Below are 19,451 nucleotides of genomic sequence, written 5' to 3' on the forward strand. Positions count from 1 at the left end.
CCGGGCGGGCGGACGATCATTGCACGGGGTGACCCAAAGTGCTTGACTGGCAAGGGTAATGGCAATCGAACTGAACCACACCATCGTCGCCGCACATGACAAGCAGCAGTCCGCCCGCTTCCTGACCGAGCTGTTCGGGCTACCGGATGCGGTGCCGTTCGGACATTTCCTGGTTGTCACCCTCGAGCACGGGCTGAGCCTGGACTTCGCCGACGTGCCTGCAGACGAACCGATTCACCCGCAGCACTACGCCTTCCTGGTCTCCGAGGACGACTTCGACGCGATCTACCGCAAGATCGCCGACCGAGAACAGCCGCACTGGGCCGATCCCCGCGCCACCCGGCCCGGCGAGATCAACCACAACGACGGCGGTCGCGGCGTCTACTTCCGCGATCCGGTGGGCCACTACTTGGAGATCATCACCCGGCCCTACGGGTCGGGCGGCGGCTAACCGTTGTGGCCGCGCCGGTTCTCCTGCCTCAGGTAGTCGAGCGCCAGATCGGCAACGTGGGCCGGCAGTTGCCCGCCGGCGACATCGGCCACGCTGGTCTCCTCCAGCACTGAGCGCATGCTGGCGCGCAGCGCCCGCCACACATCAGTCAACGCCGCCGTGGGCCCGCTGTAGGGCAGGTCGCCCAGGCCGATGTCACGCACGCTCGCCAACGGCCCGTCGATGCAGCGCAACACGTCGGCGATGCTGATATCCGCGGCCTGGCGACCCAGTTCGTAGCCGCCGTCGCGGCCACGGTGACTGCGCACCAGCCGGTCGGTGCGCAGGGCGGAGAGGATGTCGACCAGGAATTGCGCCGGGATGCCCTGTGCCTTGGCCAGATCCTCGGTCTTGACCAGCGCGCCCGAGTCGACTGAAGCGAGCTGGATCATGGCGCGGACGGCGTATTCCGCCTTCGCTGACATCCGCATCCCGCGAATTCTGCCACTGCCTGGTCGGCAGCAGGCTCACGAGGCGTCTGATGCCGGTGCTGGTGTGGCGCCGGGGCGCTGCGGCGGCCGATGCGGAGTGAGCGCTTTGCGAAGGGTGTCGGCGAACCGGTCCAGCGAGGTACGGACCCGGGTGACCGGGGTCTGGGCCCGCTGCTGGACCGGGGACTGGGAAGCCGTGGTGCTCGGCACCGCCTTGTTGCCGTCGCTCAAATCCGTCGCACCGTTGGCGGCCGTCGGCTTCGCGTCGGGACCGGTGACCGTGCCGGTGTCCGTGACGTCGGTTGATGTATCGGACTTGATCGATGTCTCGGGCCCGGTGGACCTCCCCGGCTTCGAGGATGCTCCCGGTTTGGCCGTGACGGTCAAGCCGCGGCGGTGGCCCAGCGTGCGGCGCAACGATGCCACGCTGTCAGCGACTGCCGAGTGGGTGGCCGTCCGGGTCGCCTTCGGCCGGGACGGCGCCGGCCGCCGCAAGATGTTCGTCAACTCGGTCAGCCGCTGACGGACCTCGCTGCGGATCGCCTTGACGATCTTCGACGGTGGCCCGACCGGCACCGCGACGACGCGAAGGGCAGTGGTGATCGCGGCGTCGACGTCACCGTCGGTGAGCGCAGCAAGCGTGTCCGCGATCAGCCGCGGTTTGGCCACGGCGATCCGGGCGGCCGCCACGGTGGCCTCGACGACCTGCACGCTGACGTAGCCGACGTAGTCGGCGACCGAAGTCACAGCGTGCTGCAGGGCGCGATCCTCGATGATCGCGGGGGATGCATTGGCGGCCGACGTCGTGACCGGCTTACCGCTCAGCAGATCGGCGACCGCTGTCGGCGGCACCGGCGACGGGACGCGCACCGGCGTCGGCGTCCCGGGAACGTCGCTCCACAACGCTTCGTCCACCGCTCGACCGCTCAGCATCGTGACATTGGTGACGACGCCGGCGACCACTCGCTTCAGCGGGTCCGACGGACTTGTGCCGGTGGCGTGTTCTCGCGTCAAGGTCTCGAGCAGAGCCCGGTCGAGTGCGGTGGTCGATGCCGTGCTGTCGGCCGACAGTTTCACCGGGGGAACACGAACATCTGACTGGGGTGCCGATACCGGGTTGGCGACGACGACCGTCGCGCCCACGAGGGCTACCCCAGTCGTGAAAATCGCACCAATGCCGCGCCGCACCGCGTGCTCACCTCCCGGCACTCAGGCCAATTGCGGCCTTAAGAATACCTGAGAGGAAACTTAGAGAGAAAGACCCAATTACTATTCGAGTAATTCACTTAATTTGACGAACGGGAAAACAGGAGCCCCTTCTTTTCGATGACTTCGAAAAGAAGGGGCATCCCATCGATGCCGTGGACTACCCCGCGGACTTACTGGCCGAGGCCTTCGCGGGCCGCTTCGAACCGGCGACGCCCTTCTTGGCGCCGGACTTGCCTGCGGTTCCACTCTTCGCGTTGCTGTTGTTGGAGTGATCGGACGCGGAAGCATCGCTGCCGCTACCCGACTTGGCATTGCCGCTCTCATCCGCGGACGACGACTCCACGGCCGCGACACGCAGTGCCGATGCCGACGGAGATGCGGTCTTCGCGGCGGCGGCCGGCGGCGGAACCGGCGGCGCAGATCCGGTCTGCGACAGCGCGTCGGCGACGCCGTGCACAGCGGCTTGGATCACGCCACGGACGCTCGGCACCACGGTGGCCGCATCCGTTTGCACACCGGCGCCGACCGTCAGGTTCAGGATCGCGCCCGGGATGCCCCGCGGTCCGAAGAATCCGTCGACCGCGGCATTCCAGGCCTCCTCGGCATTACCGTTGGTGATGCCGGTGATCACGTTCTGCACGACGGCGCTGAATGTGCCCGCAAGCACCTGAGCTTGCCCGATGGAACTCTGAACGACCAGGTTGACCAGGTCCGGAACAGCACCGAGCAGGGCGGTACCCCGCGCGACCGCGTTGTCCAGCATGTAGTTGGCGCTGGCGAGGGCGACCTGGCCGGCGGCCACGAACGGTCCCACGATCGCGGACTGCAACGTCGCGATGGCACCGGGGATGTCACCTGACAGCGCCTGCTGAGTGGCCGTCACGAATGCGCCGGGCAGGTTCCACAGGCCTTCGCTGGCGATCAACCCGATCGTTGTTGCGGCGTTGGCGGCGCTCCCGAGGGACGCTGCCCCGTTGTACCCGAGCTGGCTGATGATCGGCAGGTGGTCGTTGATGATCTGGGGAAGCAGACCGACCGCGTTGAACTGGTAGCCGCCCTTCGCGATGGCGACGCCGCCAGCGCTGACCAGCCCGCCGAGATCGGTGTAGCCAGCGGTCGTGTTATCGGCGCTCAGCACCCACTGATTGAGGGAACTGAACGTGCCGAGGAGTTCCGAAAGCGGGCTGTCGAACCCGGCCAGAGCCACCTGGCTGACCGAGGGCATCTGGAGGTCGGGCAGAGCGAGATTGGCCTGCGTTACTGGCGTCATTGCAATCGCGCTGGCGCCGACGACGGCGGCGGTTCCCGCAATGAGCTGAGAGCGTATGGAGATTTGCATTTCAATCCCTCCCGGGCTGGGGTCAACACTGACAAAGCTGAAGGTACCTGAGAAAAACCTGAGGGAAACGGTTATTGACGATTTTGTCGAAAAAATTTCCTGACGGAAACGTCATATTTGACGTGGCACGTCAGCCAGCGAAGATGTGTACCTCACCTGAGGTGCGTAAATACGCACCTTGCGCAGGTTCAGCAAATTCACGCCACTTCGGGAAATGCCCAGCAGACTCCACGATGCGCGTGTCGCAACGCGAAGTCGCGCCGTCCGGCTCTCAGGTTCAGGGCCTAAATCTCTCAGGAAAGAGCCCCGGCTCGGCCTCAGGCCGGGATGGCACCCGAATCGGCGACGACAACAGCGAACAAATCCTTGAGAGCGGCAAGACTCGCGGCGTGCAGCGATGCCGCCGGAACGGCAGAACCGTCCACACCTGGCAACGACCTTGTGGCGGTGGCAGAGGCGACCACCGTGGGTGCGTAGCCGAGGTTGAATGCACCACGCGCGGTCGAATTCACGCACATATGCGTCATGAATCCGGCGATGATCAGGTTCTCGGCAGCCACCGATTTGAGTCGCTCATCCAGATCGGTGTGCACGAACGAGTTGGGGTAGTTCTTGACCACCACCGGCTCCCCGTCGCGAGGAGCGACTCGGGGCACGATCGCACCGCTCTCGCCGCTGATGTCGTACAGCGACCCGGGGCCGTCATCGTGCTGGATGTGAATCACCGGAACGCCCGCCGTCCGTGCACGATCCAACAGCGCGGCCACCTCGTCCAGCGCGGCCTGAACACCCTCGAGTTCCATCACGCCCTGGGTGTAGGTGTTCTGGCAGTCGATCAGGATCAACGTCGACGTGGCCAGACTCGGCGGGTCGAGCGGAAGGCCCGCGAGCGCCCGCAGGGTGTTGAGTTCAGTCATGGCGCAACGTTACTGCGTTGCGGCCAGCACCGCCTCGGCCAATTCCGGCCGGCACACCACGACGTCGGGCAGCAGCGGGTCGGGCCGGTTGTACCGAAGCGGTGAGCCGTCGATGCGTGAGGTGTGCAGTCCGGCGGCGCGGGCGACGGCAACCGGGGCGGCCGAATCCCATTCGTATTGGCCACCCGCGTGCACGTACACGTCGGCACGGCCCTGAATCACGGCCGCGACCTTGGCTCCGGCAGAACCCATCTCGACCAGCACGCCGCCCAGCGCGTCGCGCACCTGCAGCGCAACCGCCGGGGGCCGGGTCCGCGACACCACGATCCGCGGCGCGCTCGGCGCAGCCGGGGGCGGCGACACCGCAGGGGTTGCCAACGTAACGCCTTGGGCGGGAAGCGCAACCGCACCGGCGATCAGTTCGCCGTCCTCCCACAGCGCTACGTGCACCGCCCAGTCGTCACGGTCGAGTTCGGAGAACTCGCGCGTCCCGTCCAGCGGATCGACGATCCACACCCGTTGGCTGCGAAGCCGGATCGGATCGTCGGCACCCTCCTCCGACAGCACCGCATCCTCGGGCCGTGCCGCGGCCAGTGCTTCCATCAGATAATCATGAGAACGCTTGTCGCCCGCGGCCTTTCGTTCCGCACCCGAGGCGTCGGCCAGCTCGACGCGAACGTCGAGCAGCAGCTTGCCAGCCTGCGTCGCCAGCTCGGCTGCCAGATCGTGGTCGCTCACGCCTGACCCTCCAGCAGATCGACGACCTGCTGGGCCAGCTCATCGCATTCGTGATCGGGGGTCAGCCGCAGATCCGGGTTCTTCGGCCGCTGATAGGGGCTGTCGATTCCGGTGAAGTGGGTGATCTCCCCCGCCCTGGCTTTGGCATAGAGCCCCTTGGGATCCCGTCGCTCACAGTCTTCGAGCGGAGTGTCGACGAAGATCTCGTAGAACTCCACGCCGGAGTCGGCGTGCACCTTTCGGGCCAGCTCCCGGTGCTCCTCCAGCGGACTGATGGCGGGCACCAGGACCGTCAGGCCGGCATCGGCCATCAGCGTGGCGATGTGGGCCAGCCTGCGGAGGTTTTCGGCCCGGTCCGCCATCGAGAAGCCGAGGTCGGCGTTGAGCCCGTGGCGCAGGTTGTCACCGTCGAGAATATAAGCGGGGCAACCATGTTCGAGCAGCTTCTGCTCCACCAGCACCGCCACCGAAGACTTTCCCGAGCCGGATAGACCGGTGAACCACAGGGTGCGCCCCTTCGTCAGCCGGTCACCGGAGTCCACCAGCGACTGGTGGCGCACGGTGTTGGGCGACGCGCTGCGCGCGGCCGTCGGCGCGGTGTCGCGGACCATGCCCGCAGCCACCGTGACATTGGTGTCGGGATCGATCAGGATGAACGATCCCGTCGCGGCGTTGCGGGAGTACTCGTCGAGCAACAGCGGCACCTGGGTGCGCAGGGTGACCCGGCCGAGTTCGTTGAGCTTCAACGCCGTTGCACTCTTGTCGCGGTGCAGGGTGTTGACGTCCAAGCGATAGTCCAGCGCACCGACGCGGGCCCGCGTCGTGCGGGTGGTGTGCTTGATGATGTAGTCGCGTCCCGGTTCCAGCGAGGACTCGTCAGCCATCCAGCAGACCGTTGCGTCGAATTCCCGGGTCGCCACCGGTTGGTTCTGCGGCCGGGCCAGCAGGTCACCGCGGGAGATGTCGATGTCGTCGGCGAGACTGATCGACACCGCCATCGGCGGGAACGCCTCCTCGACAGGACCGGTCGGGCCGTCGATTGCGGTGATACGACTGGTTTTTCCGCTCGGCAGTACGACCACCTCATCCCCGGGGCGCATCACACCGCCGGCGATCGTGCCCGCATAGCTGCGATGGTCGGCGTGCTCGACGGTCTGCGGCCGGATCACGTACTGCACCGGGAAGCGCACGTCGACCAGGTTGCGGTCGCCGGCGATGTAGACCTCTTCGAGGTGGCTGAGCAGCGGAGGCCCGTCATACCAGGGCGCCTTGTCGGACTTCGTCACCACGTTGTCACCCTTGAGCGCCGACATCGGGATGGTGGTGACGTCGTGAATGTCGAGGCGGGCGGCGAAGGCGTGGAACTCCTCGCGGATCCATTCGAAACGCTCACGGTCCCAGTCGATGAGGTCCATCTTGTTGACCGCCAGCACGACGTGCTGAACGCCGAGCAGCGAGGCCAGGAACGCGTGCCTGCGGGACTGCTCGAGCAGACCGTGCCGTGCGTCGACCAGCACGATCACCAGTTGCGCGGTCGAGGTTCCGGTGACCATGTTGCGGGTGTACTGAATGTGGCCCGGCGTGTCGGCGATGATGAACTTCCGCTTGGCCGTGGCGAAGTAACGGTAGGCGACGTCGATGGTGATGCCTTGCTCGCGCTCGGAGCGCAGCCCGTCGGTCACCAGCGCAAGGTCGGTGTAGTCGTTACCGCGTTCGCGTGACGTTCGCTCGACGGCGGCGAGTTGGTCTTCCATCACCGCTTTGGAGTCGTAGAGCAAGCGGCCGATCAGGGTCGACTTGCCGTCATCGACCGAACCCGCGGTGGCAATCCTCAACAGAGTGCTCATCAGAAATACCCCTCGCGCTTGCGGTCTTCCATGCCGGCTTCGGAAATACGGTCGTCGGCGCGGGTGGCGCCCCGTTCGGTCAGCCGTGACACCGCGGTCTCGGCGATCACTTCCTCGACTGTGGAGGCCGTGGACTCCACACAGCCGGTGCAGGTCACGTCGCCGACCGTACGGAACCGCACCGAGGTCTCGAAGACCGGTTCGTCGGGGGTGGGCTGGAGGAACTCGTGGACGGCCAGCAGCATGCCGTCCCGCTGGAAGACCTGCCTGGGGTGGGCGTAGTAGATGCCCGGCAGCGTGATCTCTTCGGCACCGATGTAGGCCCAGATGTCGTACTCGGTCCAGTTGGACAACGGGAAGACGCGAATGTGCTCACCCTTGCGGTGACGCCCGTTGTAGAGGTTCCACAGCTCGGGGCGCTGCGCCTTGGGATCCCACTGGCCGAACTCGTCGCGGAAGCTGAACACCCGCTCCTTGGCCCGCGCCTTCTCCTCGTCGCGGCGAGCACCGCCGAATGCGGCATCGAACTTGTTCTCCCGGATGCCCCGCAGCAACGTGACGGTCTGCAGCGGGTTGCGCGACGGACCGTTGTCGACCACCCGGCCTGCCGCGATGTCCTCCTCGACGCTGGCCACCACCAGGCGCAGGCCGTACCGCGCGACCAACTCGTCGCGGGTGGCGATCACTTCCTCGAAGTTGTGACCGGTGTCGACATGCATCACCGGGAAGGGCAGCCGGCCGGGCGCGAACGCCTTGATCGCCAGATGCAGCATCACGATCGAGTCCTTACCGCCGGAGAACAGCAGCACCGGCCGTTCGAACTCGGCCGCGACCTCGCGGATGATGTGAATTGCCTCGGCCTCCAAGGACCGAAGGTGGCTCAGTTCGTACTGCCCCGGCTTGGGGCGTTCGACCACCGGACTCGCCATGATTTCCTCGTAAAGTTGGTAGGTTTGACCATAATTACAAAGCTAACCCGGAATCTAACCAGCTAGACGGATCAAGTCAAGGTTTGAGCTCAGAAGACCTACCACGGTGATGATCGGCGGCGGTCATCGTCGCAATGCTGGCGGCGACGACCGCCGCGACCACGAACGGCCGGGCTGACTCAAGTCTCAGGGGGCCTCAGGGGTTGTGGCGGTGACCGGCGGCGCCGCGACCTCCGGTGTTTTCGTCGGCTCCACGGCGGTGTCCTTCGTGGTCTCCCCCGTCGTCATCGACGACGTCACGGGCGAGGTGAATGTGCCGGGATCCGACACGATCGTGCCGCTCCCGTGATCGGTCACCGCGATGCCCAGCGCACCCATGGCCACAATCGCACTGCCGCCGACCACGGCGGACAGCGTTTTGATGTTCGTCATCTCGACACTTCCAATCGGTCTCGGACCAGTTCCGCGGACCGGCTTCCCTGCCAACCGCTGTGAATTGGTTAACCCGACCTCCTGAGCCCAAACCTGCGAGCCGTTGACGTGCGCATTAGCCGCCACTCGGTGTCGGTGGTTGCGGACTCGCCGATGCCACCGACGAACTCGGCAGCATCGGTTTGGATGTCTGCACCGTCGTCGGGCTGGGACTGGTGGTGGTCGGATCGACGCTGGTGCCCTTGTCCTGACATGACGCGAGTACCGGGACGGCCACTGCGACGAGCAGGGCGGGAGCCAGTCGGTGTGTGATCTGCTTCACGTGCACACCCGCAGTCTTCCCGGGCCGCACGCGGCTAAACCCGGGCCGCCCGAAGGGTCTTGACGTCGTGTCGACCGACCATCTCCTACCCTGTGCTGCATGCACCCTGCGCCGGGCAGCGGCCCATGACGCGTTTCCTGGCGCGCCGGCTGCTCAACTATGTGGTGCTGCTGGCCTTGGCGTCGTTCCTCACGTTCACGCTGACGTCGCTGACGTTCGCGCCGTTGAACAGTCTGATGCAGCGCAATCCGCGTCCGCCGCAGGCGGTGATCGATGCCAAGGCCGCCGAACTCGATCTCGACAAGCCGATCCCGCTGCGATACGCCCACTGGGTGGCCGGCGCGGTGCGCGGCGATTTCGGCACGACCGTCACCGGTCAGCCGGTCTCCGACGAACTGGGCCGCCGCATCGGGGTCAGCCTGCGACTGCTGGTGATCGGTTCGGTGCTGGGCACCGTGATCGGCGTCGTGGTCGGCGCCTGGGGTGCGATTCGGCAATACCGATTATCGGATCGGGTGATCACTCTGCTCTCGCTGTTGGTGATCAGCACGCCGACGTTCGTCATCGCCAACTTGGCGATCCTGGCCGCACTCCGGGTGAATTCGATTCTCGGAGTGCACATTTTCGAATACATCGGGGAAACGTCGCCTGACGCCGTCGGCGGCGGCTGGAGTCAGTTCGTCGACCGGATGCAACATTTGATCCTGCCCTCGGTCACGCTGGCATTGGGCGCGATCGCGGGTTACAGCCGCTACCAACGCAATGCGATGCTCGACGTGCTGGGCCAGGACTTCATCCGCACCGCGCGGGCCAAGGGACTCACCCGGCGCAGAGCGCTGTTCAAACACGGGCTGCGGACCGCACTGATCCCGATGGCTACGCTGTTCGCTTACGGCGTCGCGGGTTTGGTCACCGGAGCGGTGTTCGTCGAGAAGATCTTCGGCTGGCATGGCATGGGTGAGTGGGTGGTCCAGGGCATCGCGACCCAGGACACGAATATCGTCGCGGCGATCACGGTGTTCTCCGGTGCGGTCGTGCTTCTGGCCGGGCTGCTGTCCGACGTCATCTACGCGATGCTCGATCCCCGGGTGAGGGTGACGTGACCGAGACGACCGATAGCGCCCGCTCGGGTGTGAAGCCCGAAGAGTTCGCCTCCAGGCGCACCCTGGTGCTGCGCCGCTTCGCCCGCAACCGGGCCGCGATGGCGTCGCTGGTGATCCTGATCGTGCTGTTCATCGGATGCTACGCTCTGCCTCCGCTGTTGCCCTGGTCCTACACGGATCTCGACTTCTATGCGCTGCAGGAGCCGCCCAGCGCCGACCACTGGTTCGGCACCAATGCCTTGGGGCAGGACCTGTTCGCTCAGATCCTGCGCGGGATGCAGAAGTCGATGCTGATCGGCGTGTGCGTGGCGGTGATCTCGACAGGGATCGCCGCGACCGTCGGCTCCATCGCGGGTTACTTCGGCGGTTGGCGCGACCGGACGCTGATGTGGCTGGTGGACCTGCTGCTGGTGGTTCCGTCGTTCATCCTGATCGCGATCCTCACCCCGATCACCAAGAGCTCGGCCAACGTCATTCTGCTGATCGTGCTGCTGGCCGGGTTCAGCTGGATGGTGAGTTCCCGCATGGTGCGGGGTCTCACGATGAGCCTGCGGGAGCGCGAATTCGTCCAAGCCGCAAGGTATATGGGTGTCTCGAGCCGGCGCATCATCACTCGGCACATCATCCCGAATGTCGCCTCGATCCTGATCATCGACGCCGCACTCAACGTGGCGGTGGCAATCCTCGCCGAGACCGGACTGAGCTTCCTGGGTTTCGGAATTCAGCCACCCGATATCTCGCTGGGCACGCTGATCGCCGACGGCACCCAGTCGGCGACGACATTTCCGTGGGTGTTCTTGTTCCCCGCCGGGGTTCTGGTGCTGATCCTGGTGTGCGCCAACCTCACCGGCGACGGGCTGCGCGACGCGCTCGACCCCGGCAGCGCCACACTGCGCCGCGGCCGCAAGAAGAAGCCGAAGTCATGAGTGAAACCCTGCTGGAGGTAACCGACCTCGCCGTCAGCTTCCCCACCGACGGCGACGACCTGACCGCCGTTCGCGGCCTGACCTACCAGGTGCGGTCCGGCGAGGTCGTCGCGATGGTCGGCGAGTCCGGGTCGGGCAAGTCGGCTGCGGCCATGGCGGTCATCGGCCTGCTACCGGAGTACGCCGACGTGTCGGGCTCGGTCCGGCTGTCCGGTCGGGAGCTACTCGGCCTGTCCGATGGCGAGATGTCGAAGATCCGCGGGCGGCGCATCGGGACGGTGTTCCAGGATCCGATGTCGGCGTTGACGCCGGTGTACACCGTCGGCGACCAGATCGCCGAAGCCATCACCGTGCACCACCGCGACGTCGGCAAGCAGGCGGCGCGCACGCGCGCCGTAGAACTGCTCGAGTTGGTCGGCATCGCCCAGCCCGAACGGCGGGCCCGCGCCTTCCCGCATGAGTTGTCCGGCGGTGAGCGCCAGCGGGTGGTCATCGCGATCGCGATCGCCAATGATCCCGACCTGCTGATCTGTGACGAGCCCACGACGGCACTGGATGTGACCGTCCAGGCCCAGATCCTCGAGGTTCTCAAGACCGCCCGCGACGTCACCGGTGCGGGCGTGCTCATCATCACCCACGACCTTGGTGTGGTCGCGGAGTTCGCCGACCGGGCTCTGGTGATGTATGCCGGGCGCCCCGTCGAGGTCGCCTCGGTGGACGAACTGTACCGCGACCGTCGAATGCCTTACACCGCAGGATTATTGGGCTCCGTTCCACGACTGGACTCACCACAGGGCACCCGGCTGGTACCGATCCCCGGTGCACCGCCATCGATGGTGGACCTCCCGCCCGGCTGCCCGTTCGTCCCGCGCTGCCCGCTCGCCATCGACGAGTGCCGCTCAGCAGAACCGGCACTGTTGCCCGTCGACCCCGCGTCCGCGGGCCACCTGGCGGCGTGCATCCGGACCGACCAGGTCACGGGCCGCACCGCGGCGGAGATCTACGGCGTGTCCACTCAGCCGGTGGCCGTCGACGACCCTGCGGAACCGGCGCCGGTGATCACGGTGCGGGACCTGGTGAAGACCTATCGGCTGACCAAGGGCGTGGTATTTCGCCGCAACATCGGCGAGGTTCGCGCCGTCGACGGCCTCAGCTTCGACCTGATGCGCGGGCAGACCCTGGGCATCGTCGGTGAGTCCGGCTCCGGCAAATCCACCACACTGCACCAGATCCTCGACCTGGCGGCGCCGGAGTCCGGCTCCATCGAGGTTCTGGGCAATGACGTCGCCGCCCTGACGGCTGCCCGGCGCCGGGAACTGCGCCGTGATCTGCAGGTGGTGTTCCAGGACCCGGTGGCATCCCTGGACCCCCGGCTTCCGGTGGCCGAACTTCTGGCCGAACCATTGCGCGCCAACGGTTTCGACAAGGCCAGTAGCGACAGCCGGGTCGCCGAACTGCTCGAGATCGTCGGGCTGCGCCGCGCCGACGCCAGCCGCTACCCGCAAGAGTTCTCCGGCGGCCAGAAGCAGCGGATCGGCATCGCCCGGGCATTGGCGCTGCAGCCGAAGATCCTGGCGCTCGACGAGCCGGTGTCGGCGCTGGATGTGTCCATTCAGGCGGGCATCATCAACCTGCTGCTGGACCTGCAGCGCGAGTTCGAGCTGTCCTATCTGTTCGTCTCGCACGACCTGTCGGTGGTCAAACATCTCGCCCATCGCGTAGTCGTGATGTACCGCGGGGCGATGGTGGAGTACGGCGACGCCGACGACATCTTCGCCAACCCACAGCACGACTACACCAGAAAGTTGCTGGCCGCCATCCCGCAACCGGATCCCACTCGCCGTTAGCATCAGTGGCGTGACCCGATCGATCCGCCGGAGCGCCGGCCGAATTGCAGTGCTGGCAGTCGTGGCAAGTCTGGTGGTGGCAGGCTGCTCAGGCAGCAAGCGCGACGTCCCCTCAGCCGGCGGCAACGCCGAACTCGGCTCGACAAGCGATATCAATCCGCAGGACCCGGCGACCTTGCAGCGGGGTGGCAATCTGCGGTTGGCGTTGTCGTCGTTCCCGTCGAACTGGAACACCCTGAACATCGACGGCAATGAGGCCGACACCGGCGCGATCCTGCGGCCGACCATGCCGCGCGCATTCGTCATCGCCGCCGACGGTTCGATGAAGGTCAACACCGATTACTTCACCAGTGTGGAGCTGACCGGCACCGACCCGCAGGTGGTCACCTACACCATCAACCCCAAGGCCGTCTGGTCCGACGGGACCCCGATCACCTGGGAGGACATCGCCTCCCAGATCAACGCAACCAGCGGCAAGGACAAGGCCTTCGCGATCGCCTCACCCAACGGCAGCGATCGGGTCGCCTCGGTCACCAAGGGTGTCGACGACCGGCAGGCCGTCATCACCTTCGCCAAGCATTACGCCGAATGGCGCGGAATGTTCGCAGGCAACACCATGCTGCTGCCCAAGGCCATGACCGCCAACCCTGACGTGTTCAACAAGGGTCAACTCAACGGCCCGGGACCGTCGGCAGGCCCGTTTTTGATCTCGTCACTGGACCGCACCGCCCAGCGGATCGTGCTGACCCGCAACCCGAAATGGTGGGGCACCGAGGCGGTGTTGGACTCGTTTACCTTCCTGGTCCTCGATGACGCGGCGAGACTGCCTGCGCTGCAGAACAACACGATCGATGCCACCGGTCTGGGCTCACTGGACGAACTGACGATCGCCCGGCGTACCGCAGGCATCTCGATCCGGCGGTCGCCCGGCCTGAGCTGGTATCACTTCACCTTCAACGGTGCGCCCGGCTCCATCCTCTCGGACAAGGCGCTGCGGCTGGCCATCTCCAAGGGCATCGACCGGCAGGCAATCGCCGATGTGACCCAACGCGGTTTGGTCGACAAGCCCGTCCCGCTGAACAACCACATCTTCGTGGCGGGCCAGAAGGGCTACCAGGACAACAGTGAGGTGGTCGCCTTCAACCCGGAGAAGGCCAAACAAGAACTCGATGCCCTGGGCTGGAAGCAGGCCGGGCAGTTCCGGGAGAAGGACGGCAAACAGCTGGTCATTCGCGACGTCCTCTACGACGCGCAGACCACGAGGCAGGTGGCGCTCGTCGCGCAGAACAGCCTTGCCCAGATCGGGGTGAATCTGCAGATCGACGCCAAGCCCGGTAACGGATTCTTCACCAATCACATCATCCCCGGCGACTTCGATATCGCTCAATTCTCCTGGGTCGGTGACGCTTTCGCGTTGTGCTGCCTGAACCAGATCTACACCACCGGAGCCGAGAGCAACTTCGGCAAGATCAGCAGCCCCGATATCGACGCCAAGGTGGAGGAAGTCCTCAACGAGCTCGACCCGGGCAAGGCCCGCGGCCTGGCCAACGACGTGGACAAACTGATCTTCGGTGAGGGGTTCAGCCTGCCGTTGTTCCAGTCCGCAGGCAACGTCGCGGTGCGCAGCAATCTGGCCAACTACGGGCCGGCCGGGCTGGGGGACTTGAATTACACCGCAATAGGATTCATGAAGTAACGGGCTTGGGGATAGTCCTGGCGACCACCCGCGGAAGCGCTGCGGGCAACGCCGCCTCGACGCGGGCCGCCACTGCCAACGCGGAGACCATCAGCCGCACCGCGGGCACGCTCGGCATCCCGTCGAGCTCCGCCTCCTGTTCCCGCAGGGTATAGGTCCGGCCGATGGCTGCCGCCTCGGCGATTCGCAGGGCTGCTCGCTCCTTGGTGTCGAGCACGCTGTGACCGGTGGTCGGTAGTCGCACCAGCACCGAGCCGGGAATCAGGTCAGCGATCCGATCGGCGACCGCGGGCGGCGTGATCAGATCGCGCCCGCCGGAGACGATCACGGTGGGCCAGGTGAACTTCGGCATCTCCGCCACCAGGTCGAACGGCTCAGCCTCGAACCGCGTCGCCTCGCCTGCGGCGAACTCGCGCATGGCCACCGCCGGATCCAGCGGCAGACCGTCCGGATCAGCCGCGTAGTTGAGCTCGCGATAGCCGATCCGTCCGACGAGGTCGCTCTCGTTGCGGTACGGCGCTTTTCGGTTCACCATCAGATCCCCGAAGTGCCCCATCGCCGTCCAGACCAGGGTGCGGCCGGCCAGCAGCAGGTCCAACTGCCGGTCCAGCAGCCGCGCACCACCGAAGCCGTACACGGTGGCGGCCAGCTGCGCCCCGGCCGGGGTCATCACGCCCTCGTCGGCCAGTCGGCGGACCTTGTCCGCCAGCTCCTCGGTGTCGGGCTGCCGCCCGTGCCACAGCACGCTGCGCACGGTCTGGCGGACCACCTCGATGTCGTCACCGGCCAGCAGCGGCGAATCCAAGATCATCGCGAACGCCCGAGACGGGTGGCGCACCCCGACCCCAGCGGCGATGTATGTGCCGTAGGACGTGCCGTAGATGACGGCGCTGTCCACCTGGGCGTCGTCGAGCACCGCGGCGACATCGTCGACCACCTGCTCGATGGTCAACGCCTCGGGTGGCAGATCGGCGCCGTTGTCGTCGTGACGCGACATCCCGATGCCCCGGTGTTCGATCATGATCACGTCGAGGCCCTCGGCGGCGGCCCGGCGGCGCAGGCCCCGGTAGAGCGCGATCGAGGCGGCACCCGGCCCACCGGGGATGATGACGAGCGGATGTCGGGTCTTGCGGCCGGTGCGCACGTAATACAGGTCGAATTCGTCGGATCCGGTCGCCGTGATCGGGCGGCGGATCGGCCGAACCCCGGGTAATGCGGCGAGTTTCTCGTGGGCGCGGCGGCGCTTCTCGTTCAGAGTCATCGCCGCCGGCCTGTCATGCCGTCGATTCTGCCTCGCCGGGCGCGGGAATGGAATGCGCCGTCGCGTTCCTCAGGTTCGGTCTGAGGCAAAGCGGTGCCCGCCGGAGCGGCTCCGGCGTAGAACCAGACCACGACCACAGTGCAGCCTGTCAACCGCGTCTTGCCCGGCACAGCGCAGTTCGATGATCTGCTGAATCATATCCGAGCCGACGCCAGGGACCGAGACCCCAACGATGAGAACCGCTTTGACCAGTTCAACCGGCTCAAGCAACTAGGGTTCGACACCTTGCGACTACCGATCGAGATGGGTGGATCGAGTTTCACTGTCCGTCTTCTGTTTTCGACCATCATCGATGTTGCTGGAACGGATCCCATTGTGGCCCAGATCTTCCGGACCTTTCCTGATCCGTGGAGCAGCGGCTTCGCACCCTCTCGGAGCCCCGGTCGCGACAGTGGCCGGCCAGGGTCGCCGACGGTCACTTCGTGGGCAACGCTCTCAGCGAGAAGGGCTCGACCAGAGTCGGCGGCCTGGTGTTCAACGCCCGACTGCTGCCCGTTCCCGGCGGCTCTCGGCTCAGCGGCGACAAGGCCTACAGCGCCGGGAGCACGGCGAACGCCTACTTCTGACTCGCGATCTGGGAGCGCAAACCGCCGCTGAGTGAACGTTTGTGCCCCGAATTGGCAGTAAAGCCCCACCTGAGGTCCCCAGTGTTAGGGAACAAAGTCACCACCTGGCCCGGTCCCATATTGGCCCATACCACGGCGTCGTACGTTCATGGTGGGAGCAGATCATGACCGAATTCATGCGCAACACTGACGCGTTCACCTGGTCGATGGAAGCCGATCCACGGCTGAGGTCCACGGTGGTGACGGTGCTACTTCTCGACCGGTCCCCCGATTGGGACCTGGTGCGGGAGCGGTTCGATCTGGTCAGCCGCGAACTGCCGATGTTCCGGCAGCGGGTGGTGAACTCACCGCCGCCGACTCCGCCGCGCTGGGAGTATGCCCCCGACTTTGATCTGGACTATCACATGCGCCGGGTGTCGGCGCCGGAGCCGGGAAACCTCGATGGAGTGCTCGAGATGGCCCGACTGGCCGCGATGGCCGACTTCGACCGGGCCCGGCCGATGTGGGAGGTCACCCTGGTCGAGGGCCTCGAGGATGGTGCGGCCGCCGTGTTGTGCAAATTCCACCACTCACTGACCGATGGCGTCGGTGGTGTTCAGATCGCGATGCGGCTCTTCGATCTGAGTGAGGATTCCGCGGCCGTCGACGCAATGCCTGTGGTGCCGGCCGCACCGGTGCGCCCGCCCATGTCGAGTTACGGCGATGCCCTGCGCTACGACGCCGGCTTGGTCGGCACCCTGGTCAGCGAGTCGCTCAAGATCGCTCCCAGGTTGTTGTTCAACATCATTCGCCAGCCCCGGAAGACCGTCGAGTCCGCAGGCGAACTGGCCGCGTCGGTATACCGGACCGTCCGACCGGTCAACAAGCCCGGCTCTCCGCTGATGACGGAGCGCACGTTGGTTCGCAAACTCGGGGTGCTCGATGTTCCGATGCCTCGACTTCGCGAAGCCGCCCACCGCAGCGGTGGCGCACTCAACGACGCGTTCGTCGCCGGGGTGGCCGGCGGCCTGCGCCGCTACCACGACAAACACGGGGTCGGTGTCTTCGACCTGCATCTGACGATGCCGATCAACCTGCGTACCGAAGACGACCAGTCCGGCGGAAACCGGATCACGTTGATGCGCTTCGACGTTCACGCCGGGATCACCGATCCGGCACGACGAATCCAGAGCATCCACGAGTGCACCGGCCGGGTACGTAACGAAAAGTCGATTCCGTATACCCAGTTGATCGCGGGCGCGCTCAACGCGATGCCCCGCTGGTACATCGGGTCGATCCTGCGGCACGTCGACTTCCTCTGCAGTGACGTACCGGGGGTTCCCGTGCCGGTCTATCTGGGTGGCGCGCGAGTTCTCAAGCAGTACGCCTTCGGCCCGACCATCGGCTCGGCGGTAAACGTGACCCTGCTGACCTACGTCGACACCTGCGCCCTCGGCATCGACGTCGACGCGGGCGCGATCCCGGACTTCGACCTGTTCTGCGATTGCCTCGCCGACAGTTTCGACGAGGTACTCGCACTCGCCGACTAGCTGCGCACCCGCCTCAGGGCGTTTAGTAGCGCGCCAACAGCCGGCTGAGCACGTCGACGCCGAAGCGCAGTGAGTTGACCGGGACTCGCTCGTCAGCACCGTGGAACAGCGCCGTGAAGTCGAGGTCGTCGGGCAGCCGCATCGGAGTGAACCCATAGCACTGAATCCCCAAGCGGTGCAGCCATTTCGCATCTGTGAAGGCCGTGCTCATATAGGGCAGCACGGTGGCCATCGGGTCAGAGCTGCACAGCGCCTCGGCGATGGCGCCCAGTAGCGGGGTGTCGACTACGGCTTCGACGGCAGGACCGTGGTACAGGGTTTCGACGGCGACGGCGGGGCCGACGACGTCGGTGAGCTGCCGTTGGAAGCTACCGGCGTGGCCAGGTAGGAAGCGCGCATCGATCGTCGCACTGGCTTCGGCGGGAACGACGTTGGTTTTGTAGCCACCGCTGATCTGGGTGGGATTGACCGTGTTGTGACGTCCGGCCCGAATCATCCGATCGAAGTGGCCCAGGCTTGCCAGTAACTCGTCGTCGTCGACGTCGGGCTCGGCCAGAACCTCGCGCAGCCGCTCGATCAACGCGTCAGTGGCCGCGGTCTTGATGACAGCCGGTTCGGACTGGTCGGCGAGCCGGACCAGGGCCTGCGCCAGCGTGCTGATGGCGTTGCGCGAGTTGATCATGCTGCCATGTCCGGCGGTGCCGCTGGCACGCAGCCGTGCCCACCAGACGCCCTTTTCAGCGGTCGAGACGAAATAACCGCGGCTGCGGGACGTCAAGGTGCGGCTGAACCCGCCCACTTCCCCGATCGCCTCGGCGCAATCGGCGAAGAGCTGCGGGCTGCTTTGAGTCACGTAGCCGGCACCCAACGCTCCGCCGGCTTCTTCGTCGGCGAAGAACGCCAGGACTACGTCCCGCCTCGGTTGTTGTCCCTGCCGCCAAAGCCGTTGCAGTGCAGCCAGTGTGATAGCAACCGGACCCTTCATATCGACAGTGCCACGGCCCCAGACATAGCCGTCGTGCAGGTCGCCGCCGAATGGGTCGCGGGTCCAATCCGAATCGACGGCCGGCACCACGTCGAGGTGGGCATGTAACAGCAGAGCCGGTAGCGACGGATCTCGGCCGGTGAGCCGACCGACGATCGAGACCCGTCCCGGTTCCGGTTCGAACCATTCACAACCGATCCCGATGCCCGCCAACACGTCGGCGACCAGTTCAGCGGCCGGCTTCTCCGGGCCACCCGGGTTGGAAGTGTTGATGCGAACCAACTGCTGGGTCAGGGCGACGACATCCTCGCCACCGGAGCCGGGCTCCTCGAAGGTCACGGGGCCAAGAACTTGCCGCTGCCAACGACGGCGATGGCCTCCACCTCGATCAGGAATCCCTCGTACATCAGTCCGGCCACCCGCACGGCGGTGCCGGCGGGCCCGGGCGTGGGGAGGTACTCCAGCCGAACCCGCGTCATCTTCTCCCAGAACTCCCGGACGGCATCGCCTGTCTCGTTGCAGCAGTAGTAGGTGTTCAGTTTGACGACGTCGCTCCATGTGGCTCCGCCCTCCTCGAGGACACGGGTCACGGCGTCGAAGACGTTGCGTGTCTGGACCTCGATGTCACCTTCGCCGACGACGTTGCCGTGTTCGTCCGCCGACAACTGCCCGCCGACGAAAATGGTGTCACCGACTCGCCATCCTTGGGAGAACGGTGTCGGAATGTGCCAGTCCCACGAGCCCGGCGGCATGAGGCGCTGACGGGTGAGCGGATTGAGGATGTCGTCGACCTGGGTCATGAAGTTTCCCTTCGTTGAAGCCCT

The 19,451-nt window shown here is 65.9% G+C and carries 19 protein-coding genes; 7 read left to right on the forward strand and 12 right to left on the reverse strand.

Annotation, left to right across the window (positions count from 1 at the left end):
- Positions 1-58 precede the first annotated feature (58 nt).
- Entirely contained in the window at positions 59-451 is a 393-nt protein-coding gene (locus tag BST42_RS26370) for a VOC family protein (RefSeq protein ID WP_083122663.1), read from the forward strand.
- Here the strand turns inward: BST42_RS26370 and BST42_RS26375 are convergent.
- From BST42_RS26375 to BST42_RS26415, 9 genes are all read right to left on the reverse strand, one after another.
- Complete coding sequence (locus BST42_RS26375; protein ID WP_083122664.1) at positions 448-921, reverse strand: Rrf2 family transcriptional regulator; 474 nt, start codon at positions 919-921, stop codon at positions 448-450. The two genes, BST42_RS26370 and BST42_RS26375, sit on opposite strands and share 4 nt — an antisense overlap.
- 36 nt (positions 922-957) lie before the next feature.
- A complete protein-coding gene (locus tag BST42_RS26380) occupies positions 958-2,064 on the reverse strand; it encodes a hypothetical protein (protein WP_083122665.1) in 1,107 nt (368 codons plus the stop codon).
- Positions 2,065-2,287: 223 nt separating this feature from the next.
- Positions 2,288-3,400 (reverse strand): hypothetical protein, encoded by a 1,113-nt coding sequence (locus BST42_RS26385; RefSeq protein ID WP_133057516.1) that lies wholly within the window; start codon positions 3,398-3,400, stop codon positions 2,288-2,290.
- A 386-nt stretch (positions 3,401-3,786) separates the two neighbouring features.
- Positions 3,787-4,386 carry a cysteine hydrolase family protein gene (locus BST42_RS26390; RefSeq protein WP_083122667.1) on the reverse strand — a complete coding sequence of 200 codons (600 nt, stop codon included), beginning with the start codon at positions 4,384-4,386 and terminating at the stop codon, positions 3,787-3,789.
- A 9-nt stretch (positions 4,387-4,395) separates the two neighbouring features.
- On the reverse strand, positions 4,396-5,124 hold the full coding sequence (locus tag BST42_RS26395; protein WP_083122668.1) for a 3'(2'),5'-bisphosphate nucleotidase CysQ: 729 nt from the start codon (positions 5,122-5,124) through the stop codon (positions 4,396-4,398).
- Positions 5,121-6,971 carry a sulfate adenylyltransferase subunit CysN gene (gene cysC, locus BST42_RS26400; protein WP_083122669.1) on the reverse strand — a complete coding sequence of 617 codons (1,851 nt, stop codon included), beginning with the start codon at positions 6,969-6,971 and terminating at the stop codon, positions 5,121-5,123. The genes BST42_RS26395 and cysC overlap by 4 nt, the downstream gene beginning before the upstream one ends.
- Entirely contained in the window at positions 6,971-7,900 is a 930-nt protein-coding gene (gene cysD / locus BST42_RS26405) for a sulfate adenylyltransferase subunit CysD (protein ID WP_083122670.1), read from the reverse strand. Before cysD ends, cysC begins: the two co-directional genes overlap by 1 nt.
- A 186-nt stretch (positions 7,901-8,086) precedes the next feature.
- Positions 8,087-8,332: a hypothetical protein gene (locus tag BST42_RS26410; protein ID WP_083122671.1), complete on the reverse strand. Its 246-nt coding sequence runs from the start codon at positions 8,330-8,332 to the stop codon at positions 8,087-8,089.
- A 115-nt stretch (positions 8,333-8,447) separates the two neighbouring features.
- Positions 8,448-8,654: a hypothetical protein gene (locus BST42_RS26415; protein ID WP_133057517.1), complete on the reverse strand. Its 207-nt coding sequence runs from the start codon at positions 8,652-8,654 to the stop codon at positions 8,448-8,450.
- Positions 8,655-8,779: 125 nt separating this feature from the next.
- On the opposite strand from BST42_RS26415, the gene BST42_RS26420 reads away from it, so the two are divergent.
- Genes BST42_RS26420 through BST42_RS26435 form a run of 4 tightly spaced genes read left to right on the forward strand, consistent with a single transcriptional unit; the run spans position 8,780 to position 14,226 of the window.
- Positions 8,780-9,757, forward strand: a complete 978-nt coding sequence (locus BST42_RS26420) for an oligopeptide ABC transporter permease OppB (RefSeq protein ID WP_083122715.1) — start codon at positions 8,780-8,782, stop codon at positions 9,755-9,757.
- A gap of 29 nt (positions 9,758-9,786) precedes the next feature.
- On the forward strand, positions 9,787-10,683 hold the full coding sequence (locus BST42_RS26425; RefSeq protein ID WP_110918797.1) for an oligopeptide ABC transporter permease OppC: 897 nt from the start codon (positions 9,787-9,789) through the stop codon (positions 10,681-10,683).
- Entirely contained in the window at positions 10,680-12,530 is a 1,851-nt protein-coding gene (locus BST42_RS26430) for an oligopeptide ABC transporter ATP-binding protein OppD (protein WP_083122674.1), read from the forward strand. Before BST42_RS26425 ends, BST42_RS26430 begins: the two co-directional genes overlap by 4 nt.
- A gap of 49 nt (positions 12,531-12,579) precedes the next feature.
- A complete protein-coding gene (locus BST42_RS26435) occupies positions 12,580-14,226 on the forward strand; it encodes an oligopeptide ABC transporter substrate-binding protein OppA (protein ID WP_435406071.1) in 1,647 nt (548 codons plus the stop codon).
- Here BST42_RS26435 and BST42_RS26440 read toward each other — a convergent pair.
- Complete coding sequence (locus BST42_RS26440; protein ID WP_083122675.1) at positions 14,216-15,487, reverse strand: alpha/beta hydrolase; 1,272 nt, start codon at positions 15,485-15,487, stop codon at positions 14,216-14,218. The two genes, BST42_RS26435 and BST42_RS26440, sit on opposite strands and share 11 nt — an antisense overlap.
- 482 nt (positions 15,488-15,969) lie before the next feature.
- On the opposite strand from BST42_RS26440, the gene BST42_RS29740 reads away from it, so the two are divergent.
- Together BST42_RS29740 and BST42_RS26450 are read left to right on the forward strand one after the other, a co-directional pair.
- On the forward strand, positions 15,970-16,113 hold the full coding sequence (locus tag BST42_RS29740) for a hypothetical protein (RefSeq protein ID WP_165760937.1): 144 nt from the start codon (positions 15,970-15,972) through the stop codon (positions 16,111-16,113).
- A 164-nt stretch (positions 16,114-16,277) separates the two neighbouring features.
- Entirely contained in the window at positions 16,278-17,642 is a 1,365-nt protein-coding gene (locus BST42_RS26450; protein ID WP_083122677.1) for a wax ester/triacylglycerol synthase domain-containing protein, read from the forward strand.
- Positions 17,643-17,664: 22 nt separating this feature from the next.
- Here BST42_RS26450 and BST42_RS26455 read toward each other — a convergent pair whose 3' ends face one another.
- Both BST42_RS26455 and BST42_RS26460 read right to left on the reverse strand, forming a co-directional pair.
- Positions 17,665-18,966 carry a M20/M25/M40 family metallo-hydrolase gene (locus BST42_RS26455; protein WP_083122678.1) on the reverse strand — a complete coding sequence of 434 codons (1,302 nt, stop codon included), beginning with the start codon at positions 18,964-18,966 and terminating at the stop codon, positions 17,665-17,667.
- Entirely contained in the window at positions 18,963-19,427 is a 465-nt protein-coding gene (locus BST42_RS26460; protein WP_083122679.1) for a RidA family protein, read from the reverse strand. The genes BST42_RS26455 and BST42_RS26460 overlap by 4 nt, the downstream gene beginning before the upstream one ends.
- Between the last annotated feature and the right edge of the window lie 24 nt (positions 19,428-19,451).

The organism is Mycolicibacterium rhodesiae (assembly GCF_002086695.1).
Taxonomy (GTDB): domain Bacteria; phylum Actinomycetota; class Actinomycetes; order Mycobacteriales; family Mycobacteriaceae; genus Mycobacterium; species Mycobacterium rhodesiae.

Coding starts and splice junctions, on each gene's coding strand:
- BST42_RS26370 (WP_083122663.1), top strand. CDS start 59: ATGGCAATCGAACTGAACCACACCATCGTCGCCGCACATGACAAGCAG.
- cysC (WP_083122669.1), bottom strand. CDS start 6,971: ATGAGCACTCTGTTGAGGATTGCCACCGCGGGTTCGGTCGATGACGGC.
- BST42_RS26390 (WP_083122667.1), bottom strand. CDS start 4,386: ATGACTGAACTCAACACCCTGCGGGCGCTCGCGGGCCTTCCGCTCGAC.
- cysD (WP_083122670.1), bottom strand. CDS start 7,900: ATGGCGAGTCCGGTGGTCGAACGCCCCAAGCCGGGGCAGTACGAACTG.
- BST42_RS26460 (WP_083122679.1), bottom strand. CDS start 19,427: ATGACCCAGGTCGACGACATCCTCAATCCGCTCACCCGTCAGCGCCTC.
- BST42_RS26450 (WP_083122677.1), top strand. CDS start 16,278: ATGACCGAATTCATGCGCAACACTGACGCGTTCACCTGGTCGATGGAA.
- BST42_RS26440 (WP_083122675.1), bottom strand. CDS start 15,487: ATGACTCTGAACGAGAAGCGCCGCCGCGCCCACGAGAAACTCGCCGCA.
- BST42_RS26375 (WP_083122664.1), bottom strand. CDS start 921: ATGCGGATGTCAGCGAAGGCGGAATACGCCGTCCGCGCCATGATCCAG.
- BST42_RS26385 (WP_133057516.1), bottom strand. CDS start 3,400: ATGACGCCAGTAACGCAGGCCAATCTCGCTCTGCCCGACCTCCAGATG.
- BST42_RS26430 (WP_083122674.1), top strand. CDS start 10,680: ATGAGTGAAACCCTGCTGGAGGTAACCGACCTCGCCGTCAGCTTCCCC.
- BST42_RS26410 (WP_083122671.1), bottom strand. CDS start 8,332: ATGACGAACATCAAAACGCTGTCCGCCGTGGTCGGCGGCAGTGCGATT.
- BST42_RS26420 (WP_083122715.1), top strand. CDS start 8,780: ATGACGCGTTTCCTGGCGCGCCGGCTGCTCAACTATGTGGTGCTGCTG.